Raw genomic sequence first — 22,877 nt, forward strand, 5'->3', positions numbered from 1 at the left:
ACGCTTTTGACGGGCGAACGAGGTTCCTGTTCCGTTCGGGGTTTGGAGCCCTCTTATCCTAAAACCTTTCGATAACCAAGCCGGCGGAAATAGGTCGAATCCAACGGGTTCGGATACGTGTTTCTTTAACAATAACCCCTAGCGTAAGCCCTAACGAACAAAAGACCACGGGCGTCAGGGGTTTCGCGTGAGGGGCAAGGCCATAACCATGATCGGCATCGCCGCCGTTTTCGGCGCGATCTCGATCTTTGCCGCCGATTTCTGGGTCAAGAGCCAGGCGAGAGCCGATTCCGAAGAGAAAACGGCCTCGATCGTGGTGCCCCAGGCGCCCAAGGTCGAGTTCAAGACCATCGTGGTGGCGAACGCGCCGCTGCGCTACGGCATGCAGCTCGACAAGGCTCAGCTCAACGAAATCCCGTGGCCGCAGGATTCTCTGCCGCAGGGCGCGTTCACCTCCGTCGACGAACTGCTCAAGGAAGGCAGCCGCGTGGTGCTGTCGCCGATCGAGGTCAACGAGCCGGTGCTGCTCACCAAACTGTCGGGGCCGAACGGCCGCGCGACGCTCTCCAACATGCTGTCGCCGGGGATGCGGGCGGTGACCATCCGCACCGATGAGATCGCCGGCGTCGGCGGCTTCGTGACGCCGGGCGACCGCGTCGATGTCGTGCTGACCCGCGACGCCGGCGATATCCAGGAAGTGGCCAAGAACGCGCAGGGCGCATCCGGCTCGACGATCACGTCCGAGATCGTGGTCGCCGATGCCAAGGTTCTGTCGGTCGGCCAGGGCGCCGACGAGCGCCAGACCGAGCCGCAGGTTGCCAATTCCGTGACCCTGGAGGTGACGACCGACGGCGCGAAGCAGGTGGCGCTGGCCCGCACCGTCGGCACGCTGTCGCTGTCGCTCCGCTCGGCCAGCGACAGCAGCGCCGGCACGGACGGTCTCACCACGATCTCGTCCTTCGGCGGTTCGGTGGCGGCAACCGCGGGGGCGGCGGCCGGCTCGCTGTTCAACGCGGTGGCGACGGAGCCTGAGAAGCCGAAGTTCAAGACGATCATCGTGACGCGCGGCACGCAGGCCGAAGAGTACAAGGTGCCTTCGCCGGACCAGCAGCAGCAGCAATAGCCGGTGGGGACCGGCGGGGACAGGGATAATGTTTGGGCTGAACACACATAGCTTGACGCAGGGGCTGCGCCTCGCAGGCGCGCTCGTCGTGGCGGTTGCGCTGGCCGGGGCTGGAGTGCTCGCGTTCGGCGGGCCGGCGCGAGCCGGCAATGACGTCGTCTATGTCTCGGCGACCAAGAACGCCTCGATCAAGGTTGCCAAGGGCAAGCCGCGGACGATCATGACGAGCGCGGCCTTCTACCAGATCGTCATCGGCGATCCGGAGATCGCCAACGTCAACCCATTGACCGACAAGTCCTTCTATGTGCTCGGCAACAACCTCGGCACCACCGGCATCGCGCTGTTCAACGAGAGCAAGCAGCTGGTCGGCACGATCGACATCGAGGTGACGCTCGACACCGAGCAGCTGGCGAACACCATCCGCGCCAGCGTGCCGGACGCCAAGATCAATGTCGGCTCGGCCAACGGCCGCGTGGTGCTGTCGGGCGAGGCGGACGATGCGGTCGCCGCCGAGAAGGCGAACAAGATCGCCAGCCGTTTTTCCGGCAACGAGGAAGTGATCAACTCGGTCAACATCTCGTCCTCGCAGCAGGTCCAGCTCAACGTCCGCTTCGTCGAGATCAACCGCCAGGCCGGAATTGATCTCGGCGCCAAATACAGCGCCAATTTCGCCTACGGCCTCGGCGGCCGCGACGTGACGATCGATCCGGGAACGATCCCGGCGGCGGGAACCGGCGAGATCATCGGCCGGCTGCTGTCCAACGGCGTCTCGATCGACATCGCCATCAAGGCGCTGGAGGAGCGGGGCCTCGCCCGGCGGCTGGCCGAGCCGAACCTGATCGCCCGCTCGGGCCAGACGGCAAGCTTCCTCGCCGGCGGCGAATTTCCGATCCCGGTCTCGGAAGAAAATGGCAAGATCAGCGTCAGCTACAAGAAATACGGCGTCAGCCTCGATTTCACCCCGACCGTGCTGAAGGACGGGCTGGTCAGCCTCGACATCGCGCCGGAAGTGTCGTCGATCGATGCGTCGGCCTCCTACAATATCGGCGAGATCTCGGTGCCGGGCTTTATCGTGCGCCGGGCCAAGACCTCGATCGACCTCAAGAACGGCCAGAGCTTCATGATCGCCGGCCTGCTGCAGTCGCAGAACGACATCACCACGTCGCGCCTTCCAGGTCTCGGCAAGCTGCCGGTGCTGGGTTCGCTGTTCTCGTCCAAGGCCTATCAGCGGCGCGAGACCGACCTGGTGATCATCGTCACGCCCTATCTGGTCAAGCCGGTCGATCCGTCGAAGAAGATGGTCGAGCCGACCGACGGCACGCAGCCGGCCAGCAATTCGGATTATTTCCTCAACAACACCGAGGAAGTGAAGGTTTCCGATCCAAACCGCGCCGTGGCGATGGCCGATGGCCGCGTCACCCAGCCTGCCGCGCCGACGGCCGGGCATTTCCTCGATCTGCCGAAGGATTGAAGCCATGCGTCCGGTTCCGCGACTGATGCTAGCCCTGTTGCTCGCCGGCCTCTGCGGCTGCACCAGCGACGACTATGTGCGCACCGAGGGCGTGTCGCCCGCCGCCGGCAACGCGCAGGCGGCCAATACCGTCATGCAGATGGTCGATCCGTGGAAATACGGCGTCCAGAACACCAGGCTGCTGGTGCCGGCGCAGCGCAGCAGCGCGACCGGCAGCGGCGACGCCGACCAGGCGGCAGGCGAGAAGACGGCGCAGACGAGCACGACAACCAACTGATTTCTTTGACCTGACGGGCTGACGACATGGCAAGCGGCATCAAGAGCAAGAAGATCCTGCTCGTATCCACCGACAGGACGTTCCTGCAGGACACCCGCACGGCGTTCGCCGCCTCGGACGTCATCGAGCTTCTGACGGTCGAGAAGAACGTCACCGAGCTGCGCGGCGAGGTCCAGGAGGCGGATTTCGGCGCGCTGATCGTGGACATGGACGCGGCCAAGCTGGAGGAGATCGAGTCGCTGCAGCGCGTCATGCGCCGGCTGGAGGGCCGCGTGCCGGTCGTCGTGGTCACGCAGGAATTCAACGCCGCGGCGGTGCGCATCCTGGTCCAGCTCCAGGTCGCCGACTTCCTGGTCAAGCCGATCACCACCGCCGATCTGGTGCGTTCCGTGGTGCGGGCGCTGCAAGGGCCGGGGCGCGAGGAAAACACCGAGTCGCAGATCTACACCTTCATGCCCGCCGCCGGTGGCGTCGGCACCACGACGCTGGCGCTGCAGACCGCCTTCCAGCTGCATCATTCGGTGACGCGCGGCGCCTCGACCTGCGTCGTCGACCTCAACTTCCAGCAGGGCGCCTGCGCCGAATATCTCGACCTCGAGCCGCGCTTCGACATCACCGAAATCGAGAACCAGCCTGAGCGGCTCGACCGGCAGCTGCTGGATGTGATGCTGTCCAAGCATGCAAGCGGGCTGTGCGTGCTGGCCGCACCGACGCGCCCATCGGAAATGCGCTCCTTCAAGACCGACGTCGTGGTGCGCATGCTCGATCTCGTCTCGGCCTATTTCGACAATGTCGTCATCGACATGCCGCGCACCTGGTTCCCGTGGACCGAGACGGTGCTGCTCGGTTCCAACAAGCTCTACATCGTGGCCGAGATGACGGTGCCGTGCCTGCGCCACACGCAGCGCCTGATCCAGGCGATCTACGAGACCGCCGGCAGGGAAGTGAAGCCGAACGTCATCGTCAACCGCTTCGAGCAGAAGATGTTCGACAACGGCATCAAGCAGGCCGACGTCCAGGACATCCTCGGCGAGCATTTCGTCGGCGGCATCGCGAACAACTACCGGCTGGTGCGCGAAGCCGTGGACCGTGGCGTGCCGCTGCACGACATCGATCCGAACGCCAATGTCGTCAACGATCTCAAGAAGATCATCCTGCCCGAGGAAGCGGTGACGACGACGGTCAAGTCGAAGTCGCTGTTCGGCATCGGCAAGGGTCTCTTGAAGAGGAAGGCCGGATGACCAGCCGCTTTTCAACCCTGCAGAACCGCGACCTGCGTCCCCAGCGCCCGGCCGAGGCCGCTCCGGTCGCGCACCATGCCGTCGTCATCCCGACGACCCGCAAGCCCGTGGCGCCCAAGGCCGAAGCAGCGCCCGGCAAGAACACCAACAAGGTTCTCGACGCGCGCGTGCGCATCCACCGCATGCTGCTGGAGGAGATCAACCTCGTCGCGCTGGAGCGCCTGCCGAAGGACGAGATGCGCCGGCAGGTGCATGAATTCGTCTCGGAAAAGACCCGCCAGGAGCGAATGGCGATCAACACCGCCGAACTCGACGCGCTGGTCGACGACATCGTTGACGAGATGGTCGGCCTCGGCCCGCTGGAGCCGCTGCTCAAGGACCCGGAGATCAACGACATCCTGATCAACGGCCACCAGAACTGCTTCGTCGAAAGGCGCGGCAAGCTGCAGCAGGTGCACATCCCGTTCAAGGACGAGGCGCATCTGCTTCGAATCATAAACAAAATCGTCGCCGCTGTCGGCCGCCGCGTCGATGAATCGGCGCCGATGGTGGACGCGCGCATGCTCGACGGCTCGCGCTTCAACGCAGCCATCCGGCCGGTCGGCGTCGACGGGCCGCTGGTGTCGATCCGCAAATTCTCCAAGAACAAGCTCGGCCTGCACAAGCTGGTCGAGTTCGGCGCCATCACCCAGAACATGGCCGAGGTGCTGGCGGCGGCCGTGCATGCGCGCAAGACCACGATCATCTCGGGCGGCACAGGCACCGGCAAGACGACGATGCTGAACGCGCTGTCGGCCTTCATCCCCGAGGACGAGCGGTTGATCACCATCGAGGACGCGGCCGAACTGCAGCTGCAGCAGCCGCATGTGGCGCGCATGGAGACGCGCCCGGCCAACATCGAAGGCCACGGTGAATTGAAACAGCGCGACCTGGTCAAGAACGCGCTGCGCATGCGTCCCGACCGCGTCATCCTCGGCGAGTGCCGCGGCGAGGAAGCCTTCGACATGCTGCAAGCGATGAACACCGGCCATGAAGGCTCAATGGCGACCATCCACGCCAACACGCCGCGCGACGCCATTTCGCGCCTTGAGCAGATGCTCGGCATGACCGGCATGCCGATGACCGTGCAGTCGATCCGCAGCCAGATCGCCAGCGCCATCGACATCATCGTGCAGTTGACCCGCCTGTCGGACGGCAAGCGCAAGGTGACCAGCGTCGCCGAGGTGACCGGCATGGAAGGCGACGTCATCCAGATGCAGGAGATCTTCCGCTTCGTGCGCACCGGCATGGAGGCCGACGGCAAGATCCTCGGCCACTACGAGGCGACCGGCATCCGCCCGCGTTTCCTCGAGGACCTGCGCGCCATGGGCATCGAATTCCCGGGCAAGTATTTCGAACCCGGCCGTCCGCAGGAGTGAACGGTGTTCGAGGGTTTTAGCGCGATCTACGTCGTCTATGCCGCGGCCGCGCTCACCGGCATCATGATCGCCGAGGCGTGCTACCTGCTTTATGCCGGCCGCAGCGACAAGCGCACGGCCATCAACCGGCGCATGAAGCTGCAGGAGAACAAGATCAGCCAGGAACAGGTGCTGATCCAGCTGCGCAAGGAACGTGGCCTGGAGGCCGGCGCCTCGGCGTTCTCGCTCGACCGGTTCCGCGCGTTGCGCACCCAGTCCGGCATGACGATGCCCTTGTCCAAGTTTCTGACCATCACCTCCGGCGTGGCGCTGGTGCTGGGCTGCGTGGCCGTCTGGTACGGACTGCCGCTGCTGATGGGCCTTCTCCTGTTTGTCGTGCTGCTGCCGGTGCTGCCGGTCATGGCGATGCGTTTCCAGCGCGGCCGCCGGCTGAAGCGGTTCGGCATGCAGTTGCCGGAGGCGCTGGAACTGATCACGCGCGGCCTCAAGGCCGGCCATCCGGTGCCGGTGGCCATCGCCATGGTGGCGCGCGAGATGCCGGACCCGATCGGTACCGAGTTCGGCGTCATCGCCGACGAGGTGACCTATGGCTCGGACCTGGTGTCGGCGCTGAATTCGCTGTTCGATCGCGTCGGCCACGAAGACCTGCCGCTGTTCGTCACCGCGGTCTCGATCCAGACCAGCTCGGGCGGCAATCTGCGCGAAATCCTGGACGGGCTGTCGTCGACGATCCGCGAGCGCGGCAAGCTGCGCCGCAAGGTGCGCGCGATTTCGACCGAGGGCCGCATGTCGGCCTACATCCTGACGGCGGTGCCGGCGCTGCTGTTCGCCGCCATCATGGTGCTGATGCCGCGGTTCTATCGCGAGGTGTGGGGCGAAGCGAAGACCTGGTACCTGCTGGGCGGCTCGATAACCTGGCTGATGCTGGGCAACGCCATCATGTTCAAGATGTCGAACTTCCGGTTCTGACATGCAGCGCGTGATCGAATTCCTCGCCTCGCTCGCGCCGACCTCGCTGATGCCGGTGGCAGTGCTGCTGCTCCTGCTCGGCGGCAGCGCGGTGGCCTGGCCGCTGGTCGTTGCCAAGGGCGACCGCAACGAGGTCAAGCGCCGGCTGAAGGTCGAGGAGGCGAGCAAACCCGTCGAGCAGGCCGAACCGGCGCCGCGCAAGAATTCCAACGCGGTGCGCGAGAAGGCGGTGAAGCGGGCGCAGGAATTCTACGCCAAGAGCGACCCGGAAAATGTCGCGCGGCTGCGCATGAAGCTCATCCAGGCCGGCTACATGGAACCGCGCGCGATCGGCGCCTTCTTCCTGATCCGCTTCGCGGCCTTCATCGGTCTCGCTCTCGGCGCCTTCCTGGTCAACCACTGGATGGCCAGCGCCGATTCGACCATGACCAGCCGCTGGAGCTTCGTCATCCTTTCGGGCGCCGCCGGCTACTTCCTGCCCGGCCTGGTGCTGAGCCAGAAGGTGCGCGAGAAGATGCGCGAATACCGCAATGGCTTTCCCGACTTCATGGACCTGATGATCGTCTGCTCCGATGCCGGCATGAGCATGGAGGCCGGCATCGAGCGCGTCTCCAAGGAACTCGCCAAGACCTATCCGGCGCTGAGCCAGAACCTGCAGCTGGTTTCGCTGGAGCTGAGGGCTGGCCGCAGCCTCGACGACGCGCTGAAGGCGCTCGCCGATCGCTTGAGCCTCGACGAGGTGCGCTCCTTCGCAACGCTGCTGCAGCAGTCGAAGGAACTGGGCACCAGCCTGTCGGGCGCGCTGCGCGTCTTCTCCGACGAAATGCGCCACAAGCGCATGTCGCTCGCGGAGGAAAAGGCGCATGCCTTGCCGGCCAAGATGTCGGTGCCGGTGACGGTGTGCATCCTGCCCGTGGTGCTGATGATCGCCATCATTCCGATCATCGTCAAAATGACAGCGCACTAAGGTTTACGCTCCGCGCCGGTTCTCGGAATCCGCCTGGTTTGGCCGCTTCGCGACCGTCTTCGACTCCGGCTCGGCCTGACCTGAATCCGACAGACCTTGGGTCGAATTGGACCTTTGTTCGAAACCAATTCTTAGGCGCGTTTCGGCACCGAAGGTTAATCGCCCTCTTGTAGAGTGCTTCCTGAAGAACGACCCGGCAAATCGGGCGATGGGGCAGGGGCATGCGTCACAGACTTCCCACGGCAGCGGCCGCACTGGCAGCCGTCTTGATGATCACCGGTTGCACGACCAACAACGCCGTCGACACGACCAAGACGACCGCGATCCAGCCGACGTCCAAGGACGTCAGCGCGTCGGACCTGGCGGAAGGCAAGGCGCAGTTCCGCGAAGCGAATTACGGCCTTGCCGAAAAGCATTTCCGCAAGGCGGTCGAGCTCAAGGCCGACAATGCCGAGGCGTGGATGGGGCTCGCCGCTTCCTATGACGAGCTGGGCCGTTTCGACTTCGCCGACCGCGCCTACGACCAGCTCCTGAAGGTCGCCGGGCGCAAGCCGCAGATCGTCAACAATATGGGCTATTCGCAGCTGCTGCGCGGCAACAAGAAGAAGGCCAGGGTCCTGCTGCTCGAGGCCAAGGCCCACATGGCCGACCAGACCGTCGTCGACGCCAATCTGGCACTGCTGAACAAGAGCTAGAGGCCTTACCAGGCTGGACTGGGTCGTCCCGCTCGATTGACCGGCTATTCGCCGGTTGGTTTCGCGCTGGCGGACGGCCCGCCTCGTCCGCTGGCTTGCCCGCAGCACAACATCGGCGTGCGTCCTCCTTTGGAGGAATCGACACGCGGTCGCAACAGAACTGTTCCAATCTAAACCATAACGTCCTAGTCTTCGTATCTGCCCTGCCAAGTAGTGGACGCTTTGTAAACCTTGTCTGAAAGTAGGGCTGAAAGGTTAGCGGAAAACGGTGTCGGCGGGCCGCCGTTAACCTAGAATGGGGGTGCAACCGACGACTCCCAAGAGGCTGCGCTCAAGAATGTTGGATTTTAGTTCGCTCCTGCTCGCGGCGGCGCTGTCGGGCACGTGCCTAAGCATAACCATGCTGGCGATCTGGTTCACCGCTCCGCGGGCGCGCTTCGTGCTGACGGTGGCGTGCGGCATCCTCGTGCTCGTTGTGCATGTCGTGCTGTTCTGGCAGTACACCAAAGAGCCCAACCCCTGGCTCTGCCAGGCGGTGCTGGCGCTGCTCAGCCTCGGCTTCCTCATCATCTGCCTGTCGGCCATGCAATATCTGGGTGTCGGCAACCAGGGCAGCGTCGTTGTGCCGACGGTGACGGCCATGGCCGTCTGCGCGCTCGTGACCTATCTCGGCTTTGACGGTGTCGGCTTCATCGTCACCTATGCGACCGTCACGGCGCTGCTCGCCGTGATCGGGGTGATGTTCTGGACCAAGGGCGGTCACGATCGTCGGATCCTGCTGGTCGTCTCCTTTCTCAGCGGTACCTGTGCGGTGTCCTTCGCGCTATGCGGCGCGATGCTGGCGATCCATGGACAATGGGTGCTCGGCGTGGCGCCCGATAACTGGGCGGAGCGGCTGAATACCGTCGTGGCGGTCGCCTGCATGACCGGTCTCGGCGCGCTGACGCTTTCGCTGCATCACCTGCAGGCGCAGATCGAATTGAAGGCCGAGACGCTGACCGATCCGCTGACAGGGCTGATGAACCGGCGGGCGCTGAACTCGTTCTACGGCGAGCGCGCCTTCGGTCCGTTCATGGCGGTCGTCATGTTCGACCTTGACCATTTCAAGAGGACGAACGACTTGTTCGGCCATCCGGTCGGCGACAAGGTCTTGTGCCGCTTCGCCGCGATCATCAGGAAGTATGGCAGGAACGGCGTCGATGCCTTCCGCCTGGGCGGCGAGGAGTTCGCGCTGGTCATCTCGCGCATGACGGAAGAGAAAGCTTACGATCTTGCCAGCAAGATCGGCGTCGCCTTCGGCGCCGAGGTCGTGCCGACGCCGCGCGGTCCGTTGCGAAGCACCGTCAGTGGCGGCATCGGCTTTGGCGCGGCCGGCGGCAGCAGCCTGGACGAGGTGCTGGCCGAGGCCGACAGGGCGCTCTATGCCGCCAAGCACGCCGGACGGAACCGCGTGCTCGTCCTGGACAAGGAGAGCAAGGCCGGCGGGCCGGCCCTGCGTTCCGCCTGATTGCCGGCCAGGCTACTCGGCGGCGCCCAGATATTCCGACAGCGGCGGGCAGGAGCAGACGAGGTTGCGGTCGCCGGCGACATTGTCGATGCGCGACACCGGCGGCCAGTATTTGGCCGACGTGTCGGCGTCGCCGGCGGGATAGGCCGCCTCCAGCCGCGAATAGGGATGCGACCACTCGCCGGCCAGCGCCTCCGCCGCGGTGTGCGGCGCGTTGACCAGCGGGTTGTCGTTGAGCGGCCACTCGCCCTTCGCCACCTTGGCCGCCTCGCCGGCGATGGCAATCATCGCCTCGCAGAAGCGGTCGAGCTCGCGCTTGGGCTCGGACTCGGTCGGCTCCACCATCAGCGTGCCGGCGACCGGGAACGACATGGTCGGCGCGTGGAAGCCGTAGTCGATCAGGCGCTTGGCGATGTCATCGACGCTGATGCCGGCGCTCTCCTTGAGCACGCGGGTGTCGAGGATGCACTCGTGCGCGATGCGATCGTGCCTGCCCTTGTAGAGGAGCGGGAAGTGCGGCGCGAGCCGTGTCGCCACATAGTTGGCCGAGATGATGGCGGTCTCGGTAGCCTGCTTCAGGCCGGAAGCGCCCATCATGCGGATGTACATCCAGGTGATCGGCAGGATGGACGCGCTGCCGAAGGGTGCTGCCGACACCGCATGCGCAGAGCCTTCAGTGACATGACCCGGCAAATAGGGTTTCAGGTGGGCCTTGACGCCGATCGGGCCGACGCCGGGGCCGCCTCCGCCATGCGGGATGCAGAAGGTCTTGTGCAGGTTCATATGGCAGACGTCGGCGCCGATGTCGGCGGGACGGGCAAGGGCGACCAGGGCGTTGAGGTTGGCGCCATCGAAATAGACCTGGCCGCCATGCTCGTGGATGAGGGCGCAGAGGTGGCGCGCGCCTTCCTCGTAAACGCCATGCGTCGAGGGATAGGTGAACATCAGCGCCGCGAGATTTTTGGAATGCTCGTTGGCCTTGGCCCTCATATCGTCCATGTCGATATTGCCGTCCTCCAGGCAGCGCACGACGACGACGCTCATTCCCGCCATAGCCGCGCTTGCCGGATTGGTGCCATGCGCGGAGGAGGGGATCAGGCATACGGTGCGATGGCTTTCGCCGCGCGAGCGGTGATAGGCGCGGATGGCGAGCAGCCCGGCATATTCGCCCTGGCTGCCGGCATTGGGCTGCAGGCTGACCGCGTCGAAGCCGGTGATCTCCGACAGCCAGCCCTCCAGTTCGCCGACCATGGCGCGATAGCCCGCCGAATGGCTGGCAGGCGCGAACGGATGCAGGTTGGCGACACTCGGCCAACTGACCGGCATCATTTCGGCCGCAGCGTTGAGCTTCATGGTGCAGGATCCCAGCGGGATCATGGCGCGGTCGAGCGCAAGGTCTTTGTCGGCCAGCCGGCGCAGGAAGCGCATCATGTCGGTCTCGGAGTGGTTCTCGTGGAAAACCGGCTGGGTCAAAAACTCCTTGCCGCGCGGTTTTCCCGGCACGGTGCGATCGGCCGCCGCGGCGGCCTTGGCGCCGAACAGCGCGGCGATCGCCTCGAGGTCGGCCTCGGTCGAGGTTTCGTCGAAGGCGACGCCGACATGGTCGGCGTCGATGACGCGCAGCAGCCGGCCGATCTTCTCGGCGGCGGCGGCGATCGATTTCGCCTTGCCCTTCACTTCGGCCGTCACCGTGTCGAAGCGGCTGGCGCCGAGCACGGAAACGCCCGATGCGGTCAGGCCGGCGGCAAGGCGGCTGGCGAGACCATGGATGCGCTCGGCGATCGCCTGCAGGCCGGCGGGACCATGCCAGATCGCATAGGCGGTCGCCATGTTGGCGAGCAGCGCCTGGGCGGTGCAGATGTTGGAGGTCGCCTTGTCGCGGCGGATGTGCTGCTCGCGCGTCTGCAGCGCCAGCCGGTAACCGGGACGCCCCTTGCTGTCGGTCGACTGGCCGACGAGGCGGCCAGGCATCAGCCGGGTCAACTTGTCGGAAACGGCGCAATAGGCGGCATGCGGGCCGCCAAAACCCATCGGCACGCCGAAGCGCTGCATCGGGCCAACGGCGATGTCGGCGCCGAGCTTGGCTGGCGTGTCGGTCAGCGTCAGGCCGAGCGGATCGGCGATCAAGATGACCAGCGCGCCGGTGGCGCGGGCTTTCTCGATCGCCGCCTTGTGGTCGCCATAGACGCCGAACGTGTCGGGCCAGGAAACGAGAAGAGCGGCGGTGTTGTCGTCGATCGTCTCGCCGTCGACCTCGGTGCCGAGCGGCTCGGCGCGGGTGCGCACGACGTCCAGCGTCTGCGGGTGCGGCGTGCCGGCGAGCGCCACCTTGGTGCGCTTGTCGCGATGATGGCGCAGCGCAATGCCGACGGCTTCGGCGACCGCTGTCGCCTCGTCGAGCAGCGAGGCCGACGCCACCGGCAGACCGGTCAACTCGGTCACCAGGGTCTGGAAGTTGAAAAGCATTTCCAACCGGCCCTGGCTGATCTCGGCCTGGTAGGGCGTGTAGGCGGTGTACCAGGCCGGGTTCTCGAACAGGTTGCGCTGGATGACCGGCGGCACGTGGACGCCGTGATAGCCGGTGCCGATGAAGCTCTTCAGCACCTTGTTCTTCGCCATCGTCGCCGACAATTCGGCCAGCGCCTCGGCTTCGCTGGCCGGCGCGGGCAGGGTCAGCGGCAAGTCGAGGCGGATCGATCTCGGCACGGCCTGGCTGATCAGCGTCTCGACCGACGGAACGCCGATCACGGCCAGCATGGCGCGGACATCGTTGAGGCCGGGGCCGATATGGCGAGCCGAGAAGGGATATGGTGCTGCGGTCATCGTAACTGTCCTGCTTTCAGCCGATATGGGCTTTGTAGGCGGCCTCATCCAGCAGGCCTTCGAGCTGGCTTTCGTTGGAAAGCCTCATCTTCCACAGCCAGCCGTCGCCGGTGGCGGCCGAATTGACCAGCGAGGGGTCCGACGAGAGCGAGCTGTTGGCCTCGGTGATCTCGCCGTCGACCGGCGCGTAGACGTCGGATGCCGCCTTGACGGATTCGACCACGACGGCGGTGTCGCCCTTGGTCAGTTTGCGGCCGGTTTCCGGCAATTCGACGAAGACGAGATCGCCGAGCTGCTCTTGTGCATAGTCGGTTATGCCGACCGTGGCGACGCCGCCTTCGACACGCAGCCATTCATGGTCTTCGGTGAAATAGGTTTTTGCCATCGGGACTTATCCTTTGCGGTAGCGATGAGGTGTGAAGGGCAAGGGGTTGATATCGATCGGGATTTTCGTCCCGCGCACATCGGCGAACAGGTTTGTTCCGGACGTGGCGAGCGCGGTGTTGACATAGCCCATGGCAACCGGATGACCAGCCGAAGGGCCGAAACCGCCCGATGTGACATGGCCGGCCGGATTGCCGTCGGCGTCGAACAGGGCAGCACCCGCGCGCACCGGCTGGCGGCCCTCCGGCTTCAGCCCGACACGTTTCTGCGCCAAGCCGCGCTCCAGGATGGCGCGCAGCGCATCGGCGCCGATGAAGGTGCCGGTCGCGCGGATGTCCTTGGGGATGGCCCACATCAGGCCGGCGCTGGCCGGGTCGAATTCCTCGGTGATGTCCTGGCCGTGCAGGCAGAGCCCCGCTTCCAGCCGCAGACTGTCGCGAGCGGCAAGGCCGATCCACGCGACGCGCTCGTCCTTGAGCAATGTCGCGACCAGATCCCGCGCATCCGCTTCCGGCAGACCGATCTCGAAGCCGTCCTCGCCGGTGTAGCCGGAACGGCTCATGAACCAGTTTTGGCGCGGCTCGATGCCGTGCATGAACAGCAGCGAGCCGGTCTCGATGCCGGCGCGGGCGAGGGCGGCCCAGGCCTCGGGACCCTGGATGGCGAGGAAGACGCGGTCGAGCGCATCCACCTTGGCCTCGAAATCCCCGGCCAGCGCCCGCAGATGCTTCTCGTCGACGGCTGCGTTGCCGGCATTGGCGACGACCATGAAGCGGTCGTCGCCAAGCCTGGTGATGATGAGGTCGTCGATGATGCCGGCGGCCTCGTTGAGGAAGAAGGTGTATTTCGACTGGGAAATCTCAAGCGCGCCGGCATCGAGCGGGCAGGCGCGGTTGAGCAGGGCAATCGCGCCCAGGCCGCTGACCAGGAACAGCTTCATGTGCGAAATGTCGAACAGGCCAGCATGCTCGCGGGTGTGAAGGTGCTCCTTCATCACCCCGGCAGGATAGGTGAGCGGCATCGACCAGCCGGCGAACGCACCAAAGCGCGCGCCAGCAGCTGTATGCAGATCTTCGAGGGGTAGGTGTTTGGTTTCGTCGCCCGTCATGTCATCTCCAGAGTCGCACGCAATCGGCCGCTGATGGCGACCAGTCCGTGCCCCTCTGTCTGAAGCCTGAGAGACTCGCGCCCCGTAACTCTGTCGGCAGCGCTTACACCTTCGGCGCGGGGCACGAGCCCCGACTTTCCAGAGTGTCTTTCCCGTCTACGGTTCTTTTGCCTGAGAGATTTCGGGCGATTTCCCCTTCGGCGGCAGCTCTCGCTGCTCTCTCCCGCAAACAGGTAGGACTCAGGGTTGAGCCCTCGACTCCTCATCCATAGCCCGTCAACGACACCTTGTCACCTGCCTGCGACATCTTGCTGACAAGTCTTCGCTAACCACGCGGTTTGCCGCTTTTTCAAGACACTGCTGGTATGTTGGGTCGAAACGACCTTTGGGTCCGGCTACGGCCGGCGGCGACGGGGACAAAAATGGGCGAACTGATCATGAGCGCTCCGGTGGCGGGGCTGACCTCCAAGAACCGAATCACGGCCGAAGACGTGGTGATGCTGCGCCGCGAAGTATTTGGCGACGGCGTGGTAAGCCGTGGCGAGGCCGAGGCGCTGTTCGCGCTCGACCAGACGGCGCGCGACAAATGCCAGGAATGGCCGGCGTTCTTCGTCGAGGCGGTCACCGATTACATCGTCCACCAGGAAAAGCCGACGGGCTATATCTCCGAGGACAATGCCGACTGGCTGATTCGGACGATCTCGCGCGACGGCATGGTCGACAGCCTGACCGAGCTCGAGCTCCTGGTGCATGTGCTGGAGAAAGCCAAATCTTCGCCCAGCCGGCTTTCCGCCTATGCGCTGGAGCAGGTCTCGCATGCGGTGGTCGACGGCAAGGGGCCGCTGATGCTGGGCGGCCAACTGGTTCCGGGATTGGTGGCCAAGGCCGAAGTCGACCTGTTGCGCCGCATCCTCTACGCCTACGGCGGCGACGGCAATATCGCGATAACCCGCGCCGAGGCAGACGTGCTGTTCAGGATCAACGAGAGCACGGCGGCGGCCAGCAACGATCCGTCCTGGAACGAACTGTTCGTGAAGGCGATCGCCAACTTCGTCATGTGCTCGGCCGGCTACGAAGCGCCGACGCGGGATGTGGCGCTGCGCCAGGAGAACTTCCTCGATGCGGGCGAGCCGGGCATCGGCGGCTTCTTCGGCCGCATGGTTTCCGGCGGGCTTGCCGGCATCATGGAGGCCTACCGCTCGCCCGACGATATCGAGGCCGATTGGGAAGCCAGGAACCGGGCCGTCGAGGCAATGGCCCGCCGCGCCGAGACGGTCGACGCCGGCGAAGCGAAGTGGCTGGCGGAGCGGATCGGCCCGAACCGGCCGCTCAGCGAGAACGAGCGCGCGCTGCTGACGCTGATCAAGCACGCCTCGCCGGAAATCCATCCGGCACTGAAGCCGCTGCTGGATAAGGTCGCCTAGGCGGCGACCGTCCTGCAGAGAATGATGTTGGAATGGCCTTCGGGCCACCCGGCGAATTCGCCCATACGCTCGAAGCCCGCCCTCTCGTAGAGACCCGGTGCCTGAAAGTCGTGCGTTGCGACCCAGATGCGTCGAACTCCTCTCGCGGAAGCCTCGGCTACGAAGGCATCGAGCAGCTTACTGCCATGGCCAAGACCTCGACAGGCCTCGTCGACCCACATCAGCTTTAGTTCGGCGATCCCCGCCCAGGAGTGGCCTGCGGCGATGCCAATCGGGCGTCCGGCTGTGTCCCGCAGCAGAAAGACTAGGCCGCGATCATCGTCGCGGCCTGTCAGACGCCGGTTGTCGCCGTCGAGACGTTCCTCAATGGCGTTGAGCTCGGTCGGCGCAAGATCGTGCTCGGCCCGCAGGCGAGGAAAATCAAATGCCGCCATACCAGTCGTAGCCATTGTCTTCCCAATAGCCGCCGCGACCGCCGCCGATCGCGGTGAAGCTGTCGACCAGTTCGATCTTGTAGAGATACTTCGGCATCTTGTAGCCAAGCTGGCGCTCGACGCGTACGCGCAGCGGCGCGCCGTTTTCGACCGGCAGCGGCTTGCCGTTGACGCCGTAGGCGAGGATCGTCTGCGGGTGGCGGGCATCGATCAGGTCGATGGTGCCGTAATATTTGACGTCGCCGGAGAGGCTGCGGTCGATCGTGTCGAGGCAGTGGAACATCACATACCGGGCCTGGGGTTTCACCACCGCCTGGTCGAGAACCAGGGACAGCGGCGTGCCGGTCCATTTGGCGATGCAGCTCCAGCCCTCGACGCAGTCGTGGCGGGTGATCTGGGTGCGGCTCGGCATGTTCTGAAGCTGCTCGCGGGTGAGCGACAGCGGTTTCTCGACGAGGCCGGAGACCTCGAGACGCCAGTCGGCGAAGTTGTTGGCAAGCAGGCCCTTGTAGGTGTCGTCGTCGGGCGCGGTGACGCCGTTCGGCCGCTGCGGCTGGCGGATATCGGCCTCGGTGAACTCCTGCGCCAGCGCGTCTCTGCCGGCGAGCAGGCGCTGGGCCCGGTATGTCAGGCCATTGGCATTCTCGAGGAAGCTGCGCAGACCGCCGCCGATGCCGAGCCCGCTGTCGAAGGCATCGCAGCCCGACAGCGCGATGCCGGACAGGCCGAGACTGGCGGAGGTGAGGAATTTCCTGCGGTTGATTTGAAACTTGGCCATATCAGGCGCTCCTCTCGGACGAGCTGTCGTCATGCGCCGGCGGGTCGGTGCGGTACCAGCCGGTGATGATCGAGCGCAATTCGTTGATCGGGCCGGCGGCGAGGATCATCAGCATGTGGATGATGAAGAAGCCGACGAGCAGCACCATGACGGTGAAGTGGATGGTGCGCGCCGTCTGCCGGCCGCCAAGCACATCATTGAGCCAGGGCAGCACCGAATTCATGCTCGGCGACATGGCGAGGCCGGTGATGATCATTAGCGGCAAGAGCACGAACAGCACGCCGCCATAAGCCATTTTCTGCAGCGTGTTGTATTCGCGCGTGTGATGGAACTTCAGCTTCGCGTGGTCGACGATGTCCCGCGGCAATCGCCGGAGATCGTCGAGGCGCGGGGCGAGATCGCGCCTGACATGGCCGTTGATCAGGCCGGCGACCAGCCAGACGAGCAAGGTGGCGGAGAGCACCCAGGCGAAGAAGAAATGAACGACGCGGGCGGTGCCGAGATCATAGTAGGAGGGGATCGTCGCCCAGGACGGGAAAGCGCGGGGCGACTCCTGTCCGGGCGGTCCTGACCAGCCGAGCACGCCGGTCGTGTCGAAGCGTTTGCCGAAGATTTCGGTGTAGCCGCGCGGACCCTGGTCCGTGTTTTCGGCGCCGATGGCGAAGATGGTGTTGTTGTAGCCGAAGCCGGATTCCTTGCCGATATAAAGCTGGGGGCGGGCGTTGAATATCTGCAGGCCGGAAAGCAGCATGAAGAACAGCGCGATCGCCCAGAGCCAGTGGGTCAGTCGCGTCCCGCGGGACTGGCGGTAGATCAGCGTCGCGTCCTTCGATGCGGCTTGCGCATCGGCGGCGGGCTCGCTCCTGGCAACGGTTTCCATCGTCTTTCGTTCTCCCGGCATTGTAGCTCTTCGTTCTCCTCTCAATACGTCGCCAGCCGAAGCGATGTTTCATCCGATCACGGATTTATTACGGGCAAGCGGTCAAGGACTGCTCAGGCTGACGGCGAGATTCACCGCCGCCGCGACGATCACCGTGTTGAAGAAGAACGACAGGATCGAATGGATGAGCACCACCTGGCGCATGTGCGAGGTGGTGATGGCGGTGTCGGCGGTCTGCGCGGTCATGCCGATGACGGTCGCAAAATAGAGGAAATCCCAGCCCTCGGGACGCTTGTCGCCGGGGAAATCCAGACCACCGACCGGAACCTTCTTCTTGGTGGCGACGTCGATCTCTTCGCCGTTCATCCAGTAGACATGCGCGTAGTGGAGCGAGGCCATGGCGTGGATCGTGAACCAGCCGAGCGGAATCGACAGGATGGCGAAGCTGAGCTCGAATGGATGCGCGGCCTCCTTCTGGTTGATCAGATGGAACAGCGAAACGGTGGCGACGCCGACGATGAAAAGGGTAACCGCAAAGATACCAAGTACCGGGAGATCGGTAGCGCGCGCGTTCTTGCTGAGATAGCGGCCGGTAAGCCTCGGCATCAAGGCGAGGACGAGAATGATGTAGGTGGCAAAAAAGACATTCGCGCCGATCGAATAGGCGAGCGGCACGCGCAGCAGCGAGGCCAGCAACAAAGCGACAATGCCAATGGCCGCCGACAAAGCGAACTGGATATGCGGATGCATCGGCGTTTTGACGGATGTGTCGTCGTCACCCATGGCCCGGCCTCCAGATCAGTCCGGTGTGGCGGATTTCAGCGCCCGCCGCAAGATGCGGTCGAGTTCGCCAAGAAAGCGCGAGCGGTCCTGCGGCGAGAACCCGGCATTGTAGCCTTTGCTTTCACCAGTCTCGCGCAGATGCTGCTTGAGGTCGCGCATCGCCACCGCCATGCCGATGGTTTCAGGCGTGAAGGGACGGCCGGTCGGGCCCAACACATGCGCGCCGAGCGCCACGGTGCGCGCGGCAAGCGGGATGTCGGCCGTCACCACGATGTCGTTGGACAGTGCATTCTCCACGATCCAATCGTCGGCGGCATCGGCGCTCTTGGATACAACGACGTTGCGGATCATCGGATCGCGCGATGGGCGCAGGCCGCCATTGGAGACATAGGTGACCATGACGCCGTGGCGCTCCGCCACCTTCTCGACCTCCGCCTTGACCGGGCAGGCGTCGGCATCGACGTAGATGATGGGTGCGGGCATCGTCCCTCCAAAACGAACATGGGGCCGGTTTTGACCGGCCCCATGGCAGAAATTCTCGAACTTGTCAGGCCGGCAAGGCGCCGGACTTCTTGGCCGTCCAGGTGGCGATGTAGTCCATCAGGCCGGGGTTGAGGCAGTCATAGGGTTCGAGCCCGATCGACTTCAGCTGGGCGCGGATACCGTCCATGCGTTTCGGATCGACACCGGATTCGATGATCGAGGAGACGAAGGCGGTGAAGCCCGGAGGCGACCAGCCGTCCTCCTCGAAACGCTCGGGATGGATGAAGCTCAGGCCCTTGAACGGATGGTCGCGCTCGACCGGTCCGTGCATGTGGACGCCGCAGCCGGTGCAGGCATGGCGCTGGATCAGCGCGCTCGGATCGACCACTTTCAGCTTGTCGCCATTCTCCACGACGGTGACGTCGCCGGTGCCGGCAACGGCCACGACGGAGAAGATCGCGCCCTCGGGCTTCCAGCATTTGGTGCAGCCGCAGGCGTGGTTGTGGGCGATCTGGCCCTTGACCTTCACCTTCACCGGCTTGCTGGTGCAGGCGCAGACCAGCGTGCCGCCGGAGAAGCTCGCGCTTTCCTTGGGCAGGCCATTGTCGATTCTAGGATGCAGTTTTTCCGGCATTCCATTCCTCCCATGTTTCACCACAGAGGTCGCTGGCCGGTAGGCCGGCGGCGTGCGGCTTCCTCAGTAAACCACGACACTGCGGATCGACTTGCCCTCATGCATGAGGTCGAAGCCCTTGTTGATGTCCTCCAGCTTCAGCGTATGGGTGATCATCGGATCGATCTGGATCTTGCCCTCCATGTACCAGTCGACGATCCGCGGCACGTCGGTGCGGCCGCGCGCGCCGCCGAAGGCGGTGCCCATCCAGGTGCGGCCGGTGACCAGCTGGAACGGACGTGTCGAAATCTCCTGGCCGGCGCCGGCGACGCCGATGATGACCGATTTGCCCCAGCCACGATGCGAGGCCTCGAGCGCCTGGCGCATCACCTTGGTGCTGCCGGTGCAGTCGAAGGTGTAGTCGGCGCCGCCGATCTGGTCGGCGCCGCGCTTGGTCATGTTGACCAGATAAGGCACGATGTCGCCGTCGATCTCCTTCGGATTGACGAAATGCGTCATGCCGAACCGCTCGCCCCACGGCTTCTTGTCGTTGTTCAAATCGACGCCGATGATCATGTCGGCGCCCGCAAGCTTCAGGCCCTGGATGACGTTGAGGCCGATGCCGCCGAGGCCGAAGACCACGGCGGTGGCGCCTTGCTCGACCTTGGCGGTGTTGATCACCGCGCCGATGCCGGTGGTGACGCCGCAGCCGATGTAGCAGATCTTGTCGAACGGAGCGTCGGGATTGACCTTGGCCAGCGCGATCTCGGGCAGCACGGTGAAGTTGGAGAAAGTCGAGCAGCCCATATAGTGGAACAGCTTGTCCTTGCCGATCGAGAAGCGTGACGAGCCGTCCGGCATCAGGCCTTGCCCCTGCGTGGCGCGGATCGCGGTGCAGAGGTTGGTCTTGCGCGAGAGGCAGGACGGGCATTGGCGGCATTCGGGCGTGTAGAGCGGGATGACGTGGTCGCCCTTCTTGACCGAGGTCACGCCCCTGCCGACGTCGACGACGATGCCGGCGCCTTCATGGCCGAGGATCGCCGGAAACAGGCCTTCCGGATCGGCGCCCGACAGCGTGAACTCGTCGGTGTGGCAGATGCCGGTCGCCTTGATCTCGACCAGCACCTCGCCGTCGCGCGGCCCTTCGAGGTCGACCTCCATGATCTCCAGCGGCTTTCCGGCGGCGACAGCAACAGCGGCGCGCGTTTTCATGAGGCAGTTCCTCCCAAGGCAATAGACAATCTCTGATGTGGCCGGCTTGTTGAGCCTGCCCGGCGAAGCGAAATGCCCGCCAGCCCTCCGCAATGAGCCACGCGCCACTCTACAGAGTTCGGCGACGGCGGCCAACTTCCTTGCGACGTTTTTCGGCGCGGTATTCGCAATCCGGGCAGGGCGGATGCTCGTCGCCCGGCCACTTGAGCCATGGCGGGATTGTCCATAGAACTGGTTTCTCGCCGGAGGAACGACGCCCGAATGTTCAAGAAGATCCTGATCGCCAATCGCGGCGAGATCGCCTGCCGTGTGATCAAGACGGCGCGCAAGATGGGGATTGCCACCGTCGCGGTCTATTCGGACGCCGATCGCGACGCCGTGCATGTCGAGATGGCTGACGAAGCCGTGCATATCGGGCCTTCGCCCGCGGCGCAAAGCTATCTGCTCGCCGACAAGATCCTTGCCGCCTGCAAGCAGACCGGAGCGGAGGCCGTGCATCCCGGCTATGGCTTTCTTTCCGAACGCGCCGCCTTCTGCGAGGCGCTGGAGAAGGAAGGCATCGTCTTCATCGGCCCGAAGCCCAAGGCGATCAGGGCGATGGGCGACAAGATCGAATCGAAGAAATTCGCCAACGAGGCGAAAGTGTCGACAGTGCCCGGCTGGCTGGGCGTCATCGAGAACGCCGACCATGCCGAAAGAATAGCCGGCGAGATCGGCTATCCGGTGATGATCAAGGCCTCGGCCGGCGGCGGCGGCAAGGGCATGCGCATCGCCTGGGGCGAGGCGGAAGTGCGCGACGGCTTCGATCGGGCGCGCTCGGAAGCGAAAAGCTCGTTCGGCGACGACCGAGTCTTCATCGAGAAGTTCGTGGTCGATCCGCGCCATATCGAGATCCAGGTATTGGCCGACGCGCATGGCACTGCGCTCTATCTCGGCGAGCGCGAATGCTCGATCCAGCGGCGCAACCAGAAGGTGGTCGAGGAGGCGCCGTCGCCATTCCTCGACGCCACGACCCGAAAGGCGATGGGCGAGCAGGCGGTGGCGCTTGCCAGGGCCGTCGACTACCAGAGCGCCGGCACGGTGGAATTCATCGTCGACAGCGAAAAGAACTTCTATTTCCTTGAAATGAATACGCGTTTGCAGGTCGAGCACCCGGTGACCGAGCTCATCACCGGCATCGATCTGGTCGAGCAGATGATCCGTGTCGCCGCCGGCGAGAAGCTCGCCATCAAGCAGAGCGACGTGAAACTGAACGGCTGGGCGGTGGAAAGCCGCCTCTATGCCGAGGATCCGTACCGCAATTTCCTGCCCTCGATCGGCCGGCTGACGCGCTACCGGCCGCCGAAGGAGGGGACGTTGGGCGATATCGTCATCCGCAACGATACCGGGGTCACCGAAGGCTCCGAGATTTCGATGTTCTACGATCCGATGATGGCCAAGCTTTGCACCTGGGCGCCGACCAGGCTCGAGGCGATCGACGCCATGTCGGAGGCGCTCGACAGTTTCGTCGTCGATGGCATCGAGCACAACATTCCGTTCCTGGCGGCGCTGATGCAGCATCCGCGCTGGCGCGAGGGGCGGCTGTCGACCGGCTTCATCGCCGAGGAATATCCGCACGGATTCGCGCCGATCGCGCCGGACGGCGAAGAAAAGGCGGTGTTGGCGGCGGTCGCAACGGCGATGGAGCTGCTGCGCCGCGACCGGCTCGACCGGCTGAGCGGTCGGCTGGCGCCGCATTCGGGCATCCTCAAGCGGGACTGGGTGGTCAGGATCGGCGCCGACTACCTTTCGGCCGTTGTTCTCGAAGGCATGGTCTCGATCCCCATGGAAGTCGATCTGTCGATCGATGGCGGCAAGCCGCTGACGGTGGCGTCCGACTGGCGGCCGGGCGATCTCATCTGGCGCGGCACGGTCGGGAGCAACACGGTCGCGGCACAGGTGCGCCCGGCGCTGAACGGCTTGCGCATCGCCTGGAAAGGCATGTCGGTGACGGCCCAGGCCATGCTGCCGCGCACCGCCGAGCTCGAAAGGCTGATGCCGGAAAAGCTGCCGCCGGATACGTCGAAGATGCTGCTTTGCCCGATGCCGGGCCTCGTCGTATCGATCGCCGTCGCCGAGGGACAGGAAGTCAAGGCCGGCGAGACGCTGGCCGTGGTCGAGGCGATGAAGATGGAGAACGTGCTGCGCGCCGAACGCGACCTCATCGTGTCCAGGCTCAACGCCAAGCCGGGCGACAGCCTCGCCGTCAACGCGGTGATCATGGAATTCGCCTGACCTGTGCACAGGA

The 22,877-nt window shown here is 64.7% G+C and carries 21 protein-coding genes and 1 riboswitch; of the genes, 11 read left to right on the plus strand and 10 right to left on the minus strand.

Going from position 1 to position 22,877, the window contains the following annotated elements; genetic code table 11:
• Positions 1–187 precede the first annotated feature (187 nt).
• The 9 genes from cpaB (at position 188) to EN786_RS24335 (ending at position 9,668) form a co-directional block, all read left to right on the plus strand.
• Entirely contained in the window at positions 188–1,123 is a 936-nt protein-coding gene (cpaB, locus tag EN786_RS24295; RefSeq protein WP_245478519.1) for a Flp pilus assembly protein CpaB, read from the plus strand.
• A 28-nt stretch (positions 1,124–1,151) separates the two neighbouring features.
• Entirely contained in the window at positions 1,152–2,594 is a 1,443-nt protein-coding gene (locus tag EN786_RS24300) for a type II and III secretion system protein family protein (protein ID WP_127285760.1), read from the plus strand.
• A gap of 4 nt (positions 2,595–2,598) precedes the next feature.
• The gene (locus EN786_RS24305; protein ID WP_127285761.1) at positions 2,599–2,871 is read left to right on the plus strand and encodes a hypothetical protein; all 273 of its coding nucleotides are present in this window, start codon (positions 2,599–2,601) and stop codon (positions 2,869–2,871) included.
• A gap of 26 nt (positions 2,872–2,897) precedes the next feature.
• Positions 2,898–4,112 carry a response regulator gene (locus EN786_RS24310; RefSeq protein WP_127310889.1) on the plus strand — a complete coding sequence of 405 codons (1,215 nt, stop codon included), beginning with the start codon at positions 2,898–2,900 and terminating at the stop codon, positions 4,110–4,112.
• Positions 4,109–5,530: a CpaF family protein gene (locus tag EN786_RS24315; RefSeq protein ID WP_127285763.1), complete on the plus strand. Its 1,422-nt coding sequence runs from the start codon at positions 4,109–4,111 to the stop codon at positions 5,528–5,530. The genes EN786_RS24310 and EN786_RS24315 overlap by 4 nt, the downstream gene beginning before the upstream one ends.
• A 3-nt stretch (positions 5,531–5,533) precedes the next feature.
• Complete coding sequence (locus EN786_RS24320; protein ID WP_127285764.1) at positions 5,534–6,499, plus strand: type II secretion system F family protein; 966 nt, start codon at positions 5,534–5,536, stop codon at positions 6,497–6,499.
• A gap of 1 nt (position 6,500) precedes the next feature.
• On the plus strand, positions 6,501–7,466 hold the full coding sequence (locus tag EN786_RS24325) for a type II secretion system F family protein (protein WP_127310890.1): 966 nt from the start codon (positions 6,501–6,503) through the stop codon (positions 7,464–7,466).
• A gap of 221 nt (positions 7,467–7,687) precedes the next feature.
• A complete protein-coding gene (locus EN786_RS24330) occupies positions 7,688–8,161 on the plus strand; it encodes a tetratricopeptide repeat protein (protein WP_127285766.1) in 474 nt (157 codons plus the stop codon).
• 337 nt (positions 8,162–8,498) lie between these two features.
• Positions 8,499–9,668, plus strand: a complete 1,170-nt coding sequence (locus tag EN786_RS24335; protein ID WP_127310891.1) for a GGDEF domain-containing protein — start codon at positions 8,499–8,501, stop codon at positions 9,666–9,668.
• 12 nt (positions 9,669–9,680) lie between these two features.
• On the opposite strand, the gene gcvP is transcribed toward EN786_RS24335, so the two are convergent.
• The 3 genes from gcvP to gcvT are packed head-to-tail and all read right to left on the minus strand — an operon-like array spanning position 9,681 to position 13,983.
• Positions 9,681–12,491: an aminomethyl-transferring glycine dehydrogenase gene (gene gcvP, locus EN786_RS24340; RefSeq protein ID WP_135908927.1), complete on the minus strand. Its 2,811-nt coding sequence runs from the start codon at positions 12,489–12,491 to the stop codon at positions 9,681–9,683.
• A 16-nt stretch (positions 12,492–12,507) separates the two neighbouring features.
• On the minus strand, positions 12,508–12,876 hold the full coding sequence (gene gcvH, locus EN786_RS24345; protein WP_127287394.1) for a glycine cleavage system protein GcvH: 369 nt from the start codon (positions 12,874–12,876) through the stop codon (positions 12,508–12,510).
• A gap of 6 nt (positions 12,877–12,882) precedes the next feature.
• Positions 12,883–13,983 (minus strand): glycine cleavage system aminomethyltransferase GcvT, encoded by a 1,101-nt coding sequence (gcvT, locus tag EN786_RS24350; RefSeq protein WP_127312120.1) that lies wholly within the window; start codon positions 13,981–13,983, stop codon positions 12,883–12,885.
• Between the two features lie 149 nt (positions 13,984–14,132).
• Positions 14,133–14,219, minus strand: a riboswitch (glycine riboswitch).
• Between the two features lie 186 nt (positions 14,220–14,405).
• On the opposite strand from gcvT, the gene EN786_RS24355 reads away from it, so the two are divergent.
• Positions 14,406–15,407: a hypothetical protein gene (locus EN786_RS24355; RefSeq protein ID WP_127311427.1), complete on the plus strand. Its 1,002-nt coding sequence runs from the start codon at positions 14,406–14,408 to the stop codon at positions 15,405–15,407.
• Here EN786_RS24355 and EN786_RS24360 read toward each other — a convergent pair.
• The 7 genes from EN786_RS24360 to EN786_RS24390 form a co-directional block, all read right to left on the minus strand.
• Positions 15,404–15,841, minus strand: a complete 438-nt coding sequence (locus EN786_RS24360; RefSeq protein ID WP_127311426.1) for a GNAT family N-acetyltransferase — start codon at positions 15,839–15,841, stop codon at positions 15,404–15,406. The genes EN786_RS24355 and EN786_RS24360 overlap by 4 nt on opposite strands.
• Positions 15,828–16,619, minus strand: coding sequence for a molybdopterin-binding protein (locus EN786_RS24365; RefSeq protein WP_127311425.1), 792 nt, complete (start codon positions 16,617–16,619; stop codon positions 15,828–15,830). The genes EN786_RS24360 and EN786_RS24365 overlap by 14 nt, the downstream gene beginning before the upstream one ends.
• 1 nt (position 16,620) lies before the next feature.
• The gene (locus EN786_RS24370) at positions 16,621–17,499 is read right to left on the minus strand and encodes a cytochrome b/b6 domain-containing protein (RefSeq protein ID WP_127311424.1); all 879 of its coding nucleotides are present in this window, start codon (positions 17,497–17,499) and stop codon (positions 16,621–16,623) included.
• Between the two features lie 102 nt (positions 17,500–17,601).
• Complete coding sequence (locus tag EN786_RS24375; protein WP_127311423.1) at positions 17,602–18,282, minus strand: DUF1345 domain-containing protein; 681 nt, start codon at positions 18,280–18,282, stop codon at positions 17,602–17,604.
• A 15-nt stretch (positions 18,283–18,297) separates the two neighbouring features.
• Positions 18,298–18,765: a YaiI/YqxD family protein gene (locus EN786_RS24380; RefSeq protein ID WP_127311422.1), complete on the minus strand. Its 468-nt coding sequence runs from the start codon at positions 18,763–18,765 to the stop codon at positions 18,298–18,300.
• Positions 18,766–18,829: 64 nt separating this feature from the next.
• Complete coding sequence (gene gfa, locus EN786_RS24385) at positions 18,830–19,399, minus strand: S-(hydroxymethyl)glutathione synthase (protein WP_127286468.1); 570 nt, start codon at positions 19,397–19,399, stop codon at positions 18,830–18,832.
• A 63-nt stretch (positions 19,400–19,462) separates the two neighbouring features.
• The gene (locus tag EN786_RS24390; protein WP_127391868.1) at positions 19,463–20,590 is read right to left on the minus strand and encodes an S-(hydroxymethyl)glutathione dehydrogenase/class III alcohol dehydrogenase; all 1,128 of its coding nucleotides are present in this window, start codon (positions 20,588–20,590) and stop codon (positions 19,463–19,465) included.
• Positions 20,591–20,851: 261 nt separating this feature from the next.
• Between EN786_RS24390 and EN786_RS24395 the strand changes: the two genes are divergently transcribed.
• The gene (locus EN786_RS24395; RefSeq protein WP_135908929.1) at positions 20,852–22,864 is read left to right on the plus strand and encodes an acetyl/propionyl/methylcrotonyl-CoA carboxylase subunit alpha; all 2,013 of its coding nucleotides are present in this window, start codon (positions 20,852–20,854) and stop codon (positions 22,862–22,864) included.
• Positions 22,865–22,877 lie beyond the last annotated feature (13 nt).

This window comes from Mesorhizobium sp. M4B.F.Ca.ET.143.01.1.1 (assembly GCF_004792275.1).
In the GTDB taxonomy this organism is placed as follows: Bacteria; Pseudomonadota; Alphaproteobacteria; order Rhizobiales; family Rhizobiaceae; genus Mesorhizobium; species Mesorhizobium abyssinicae.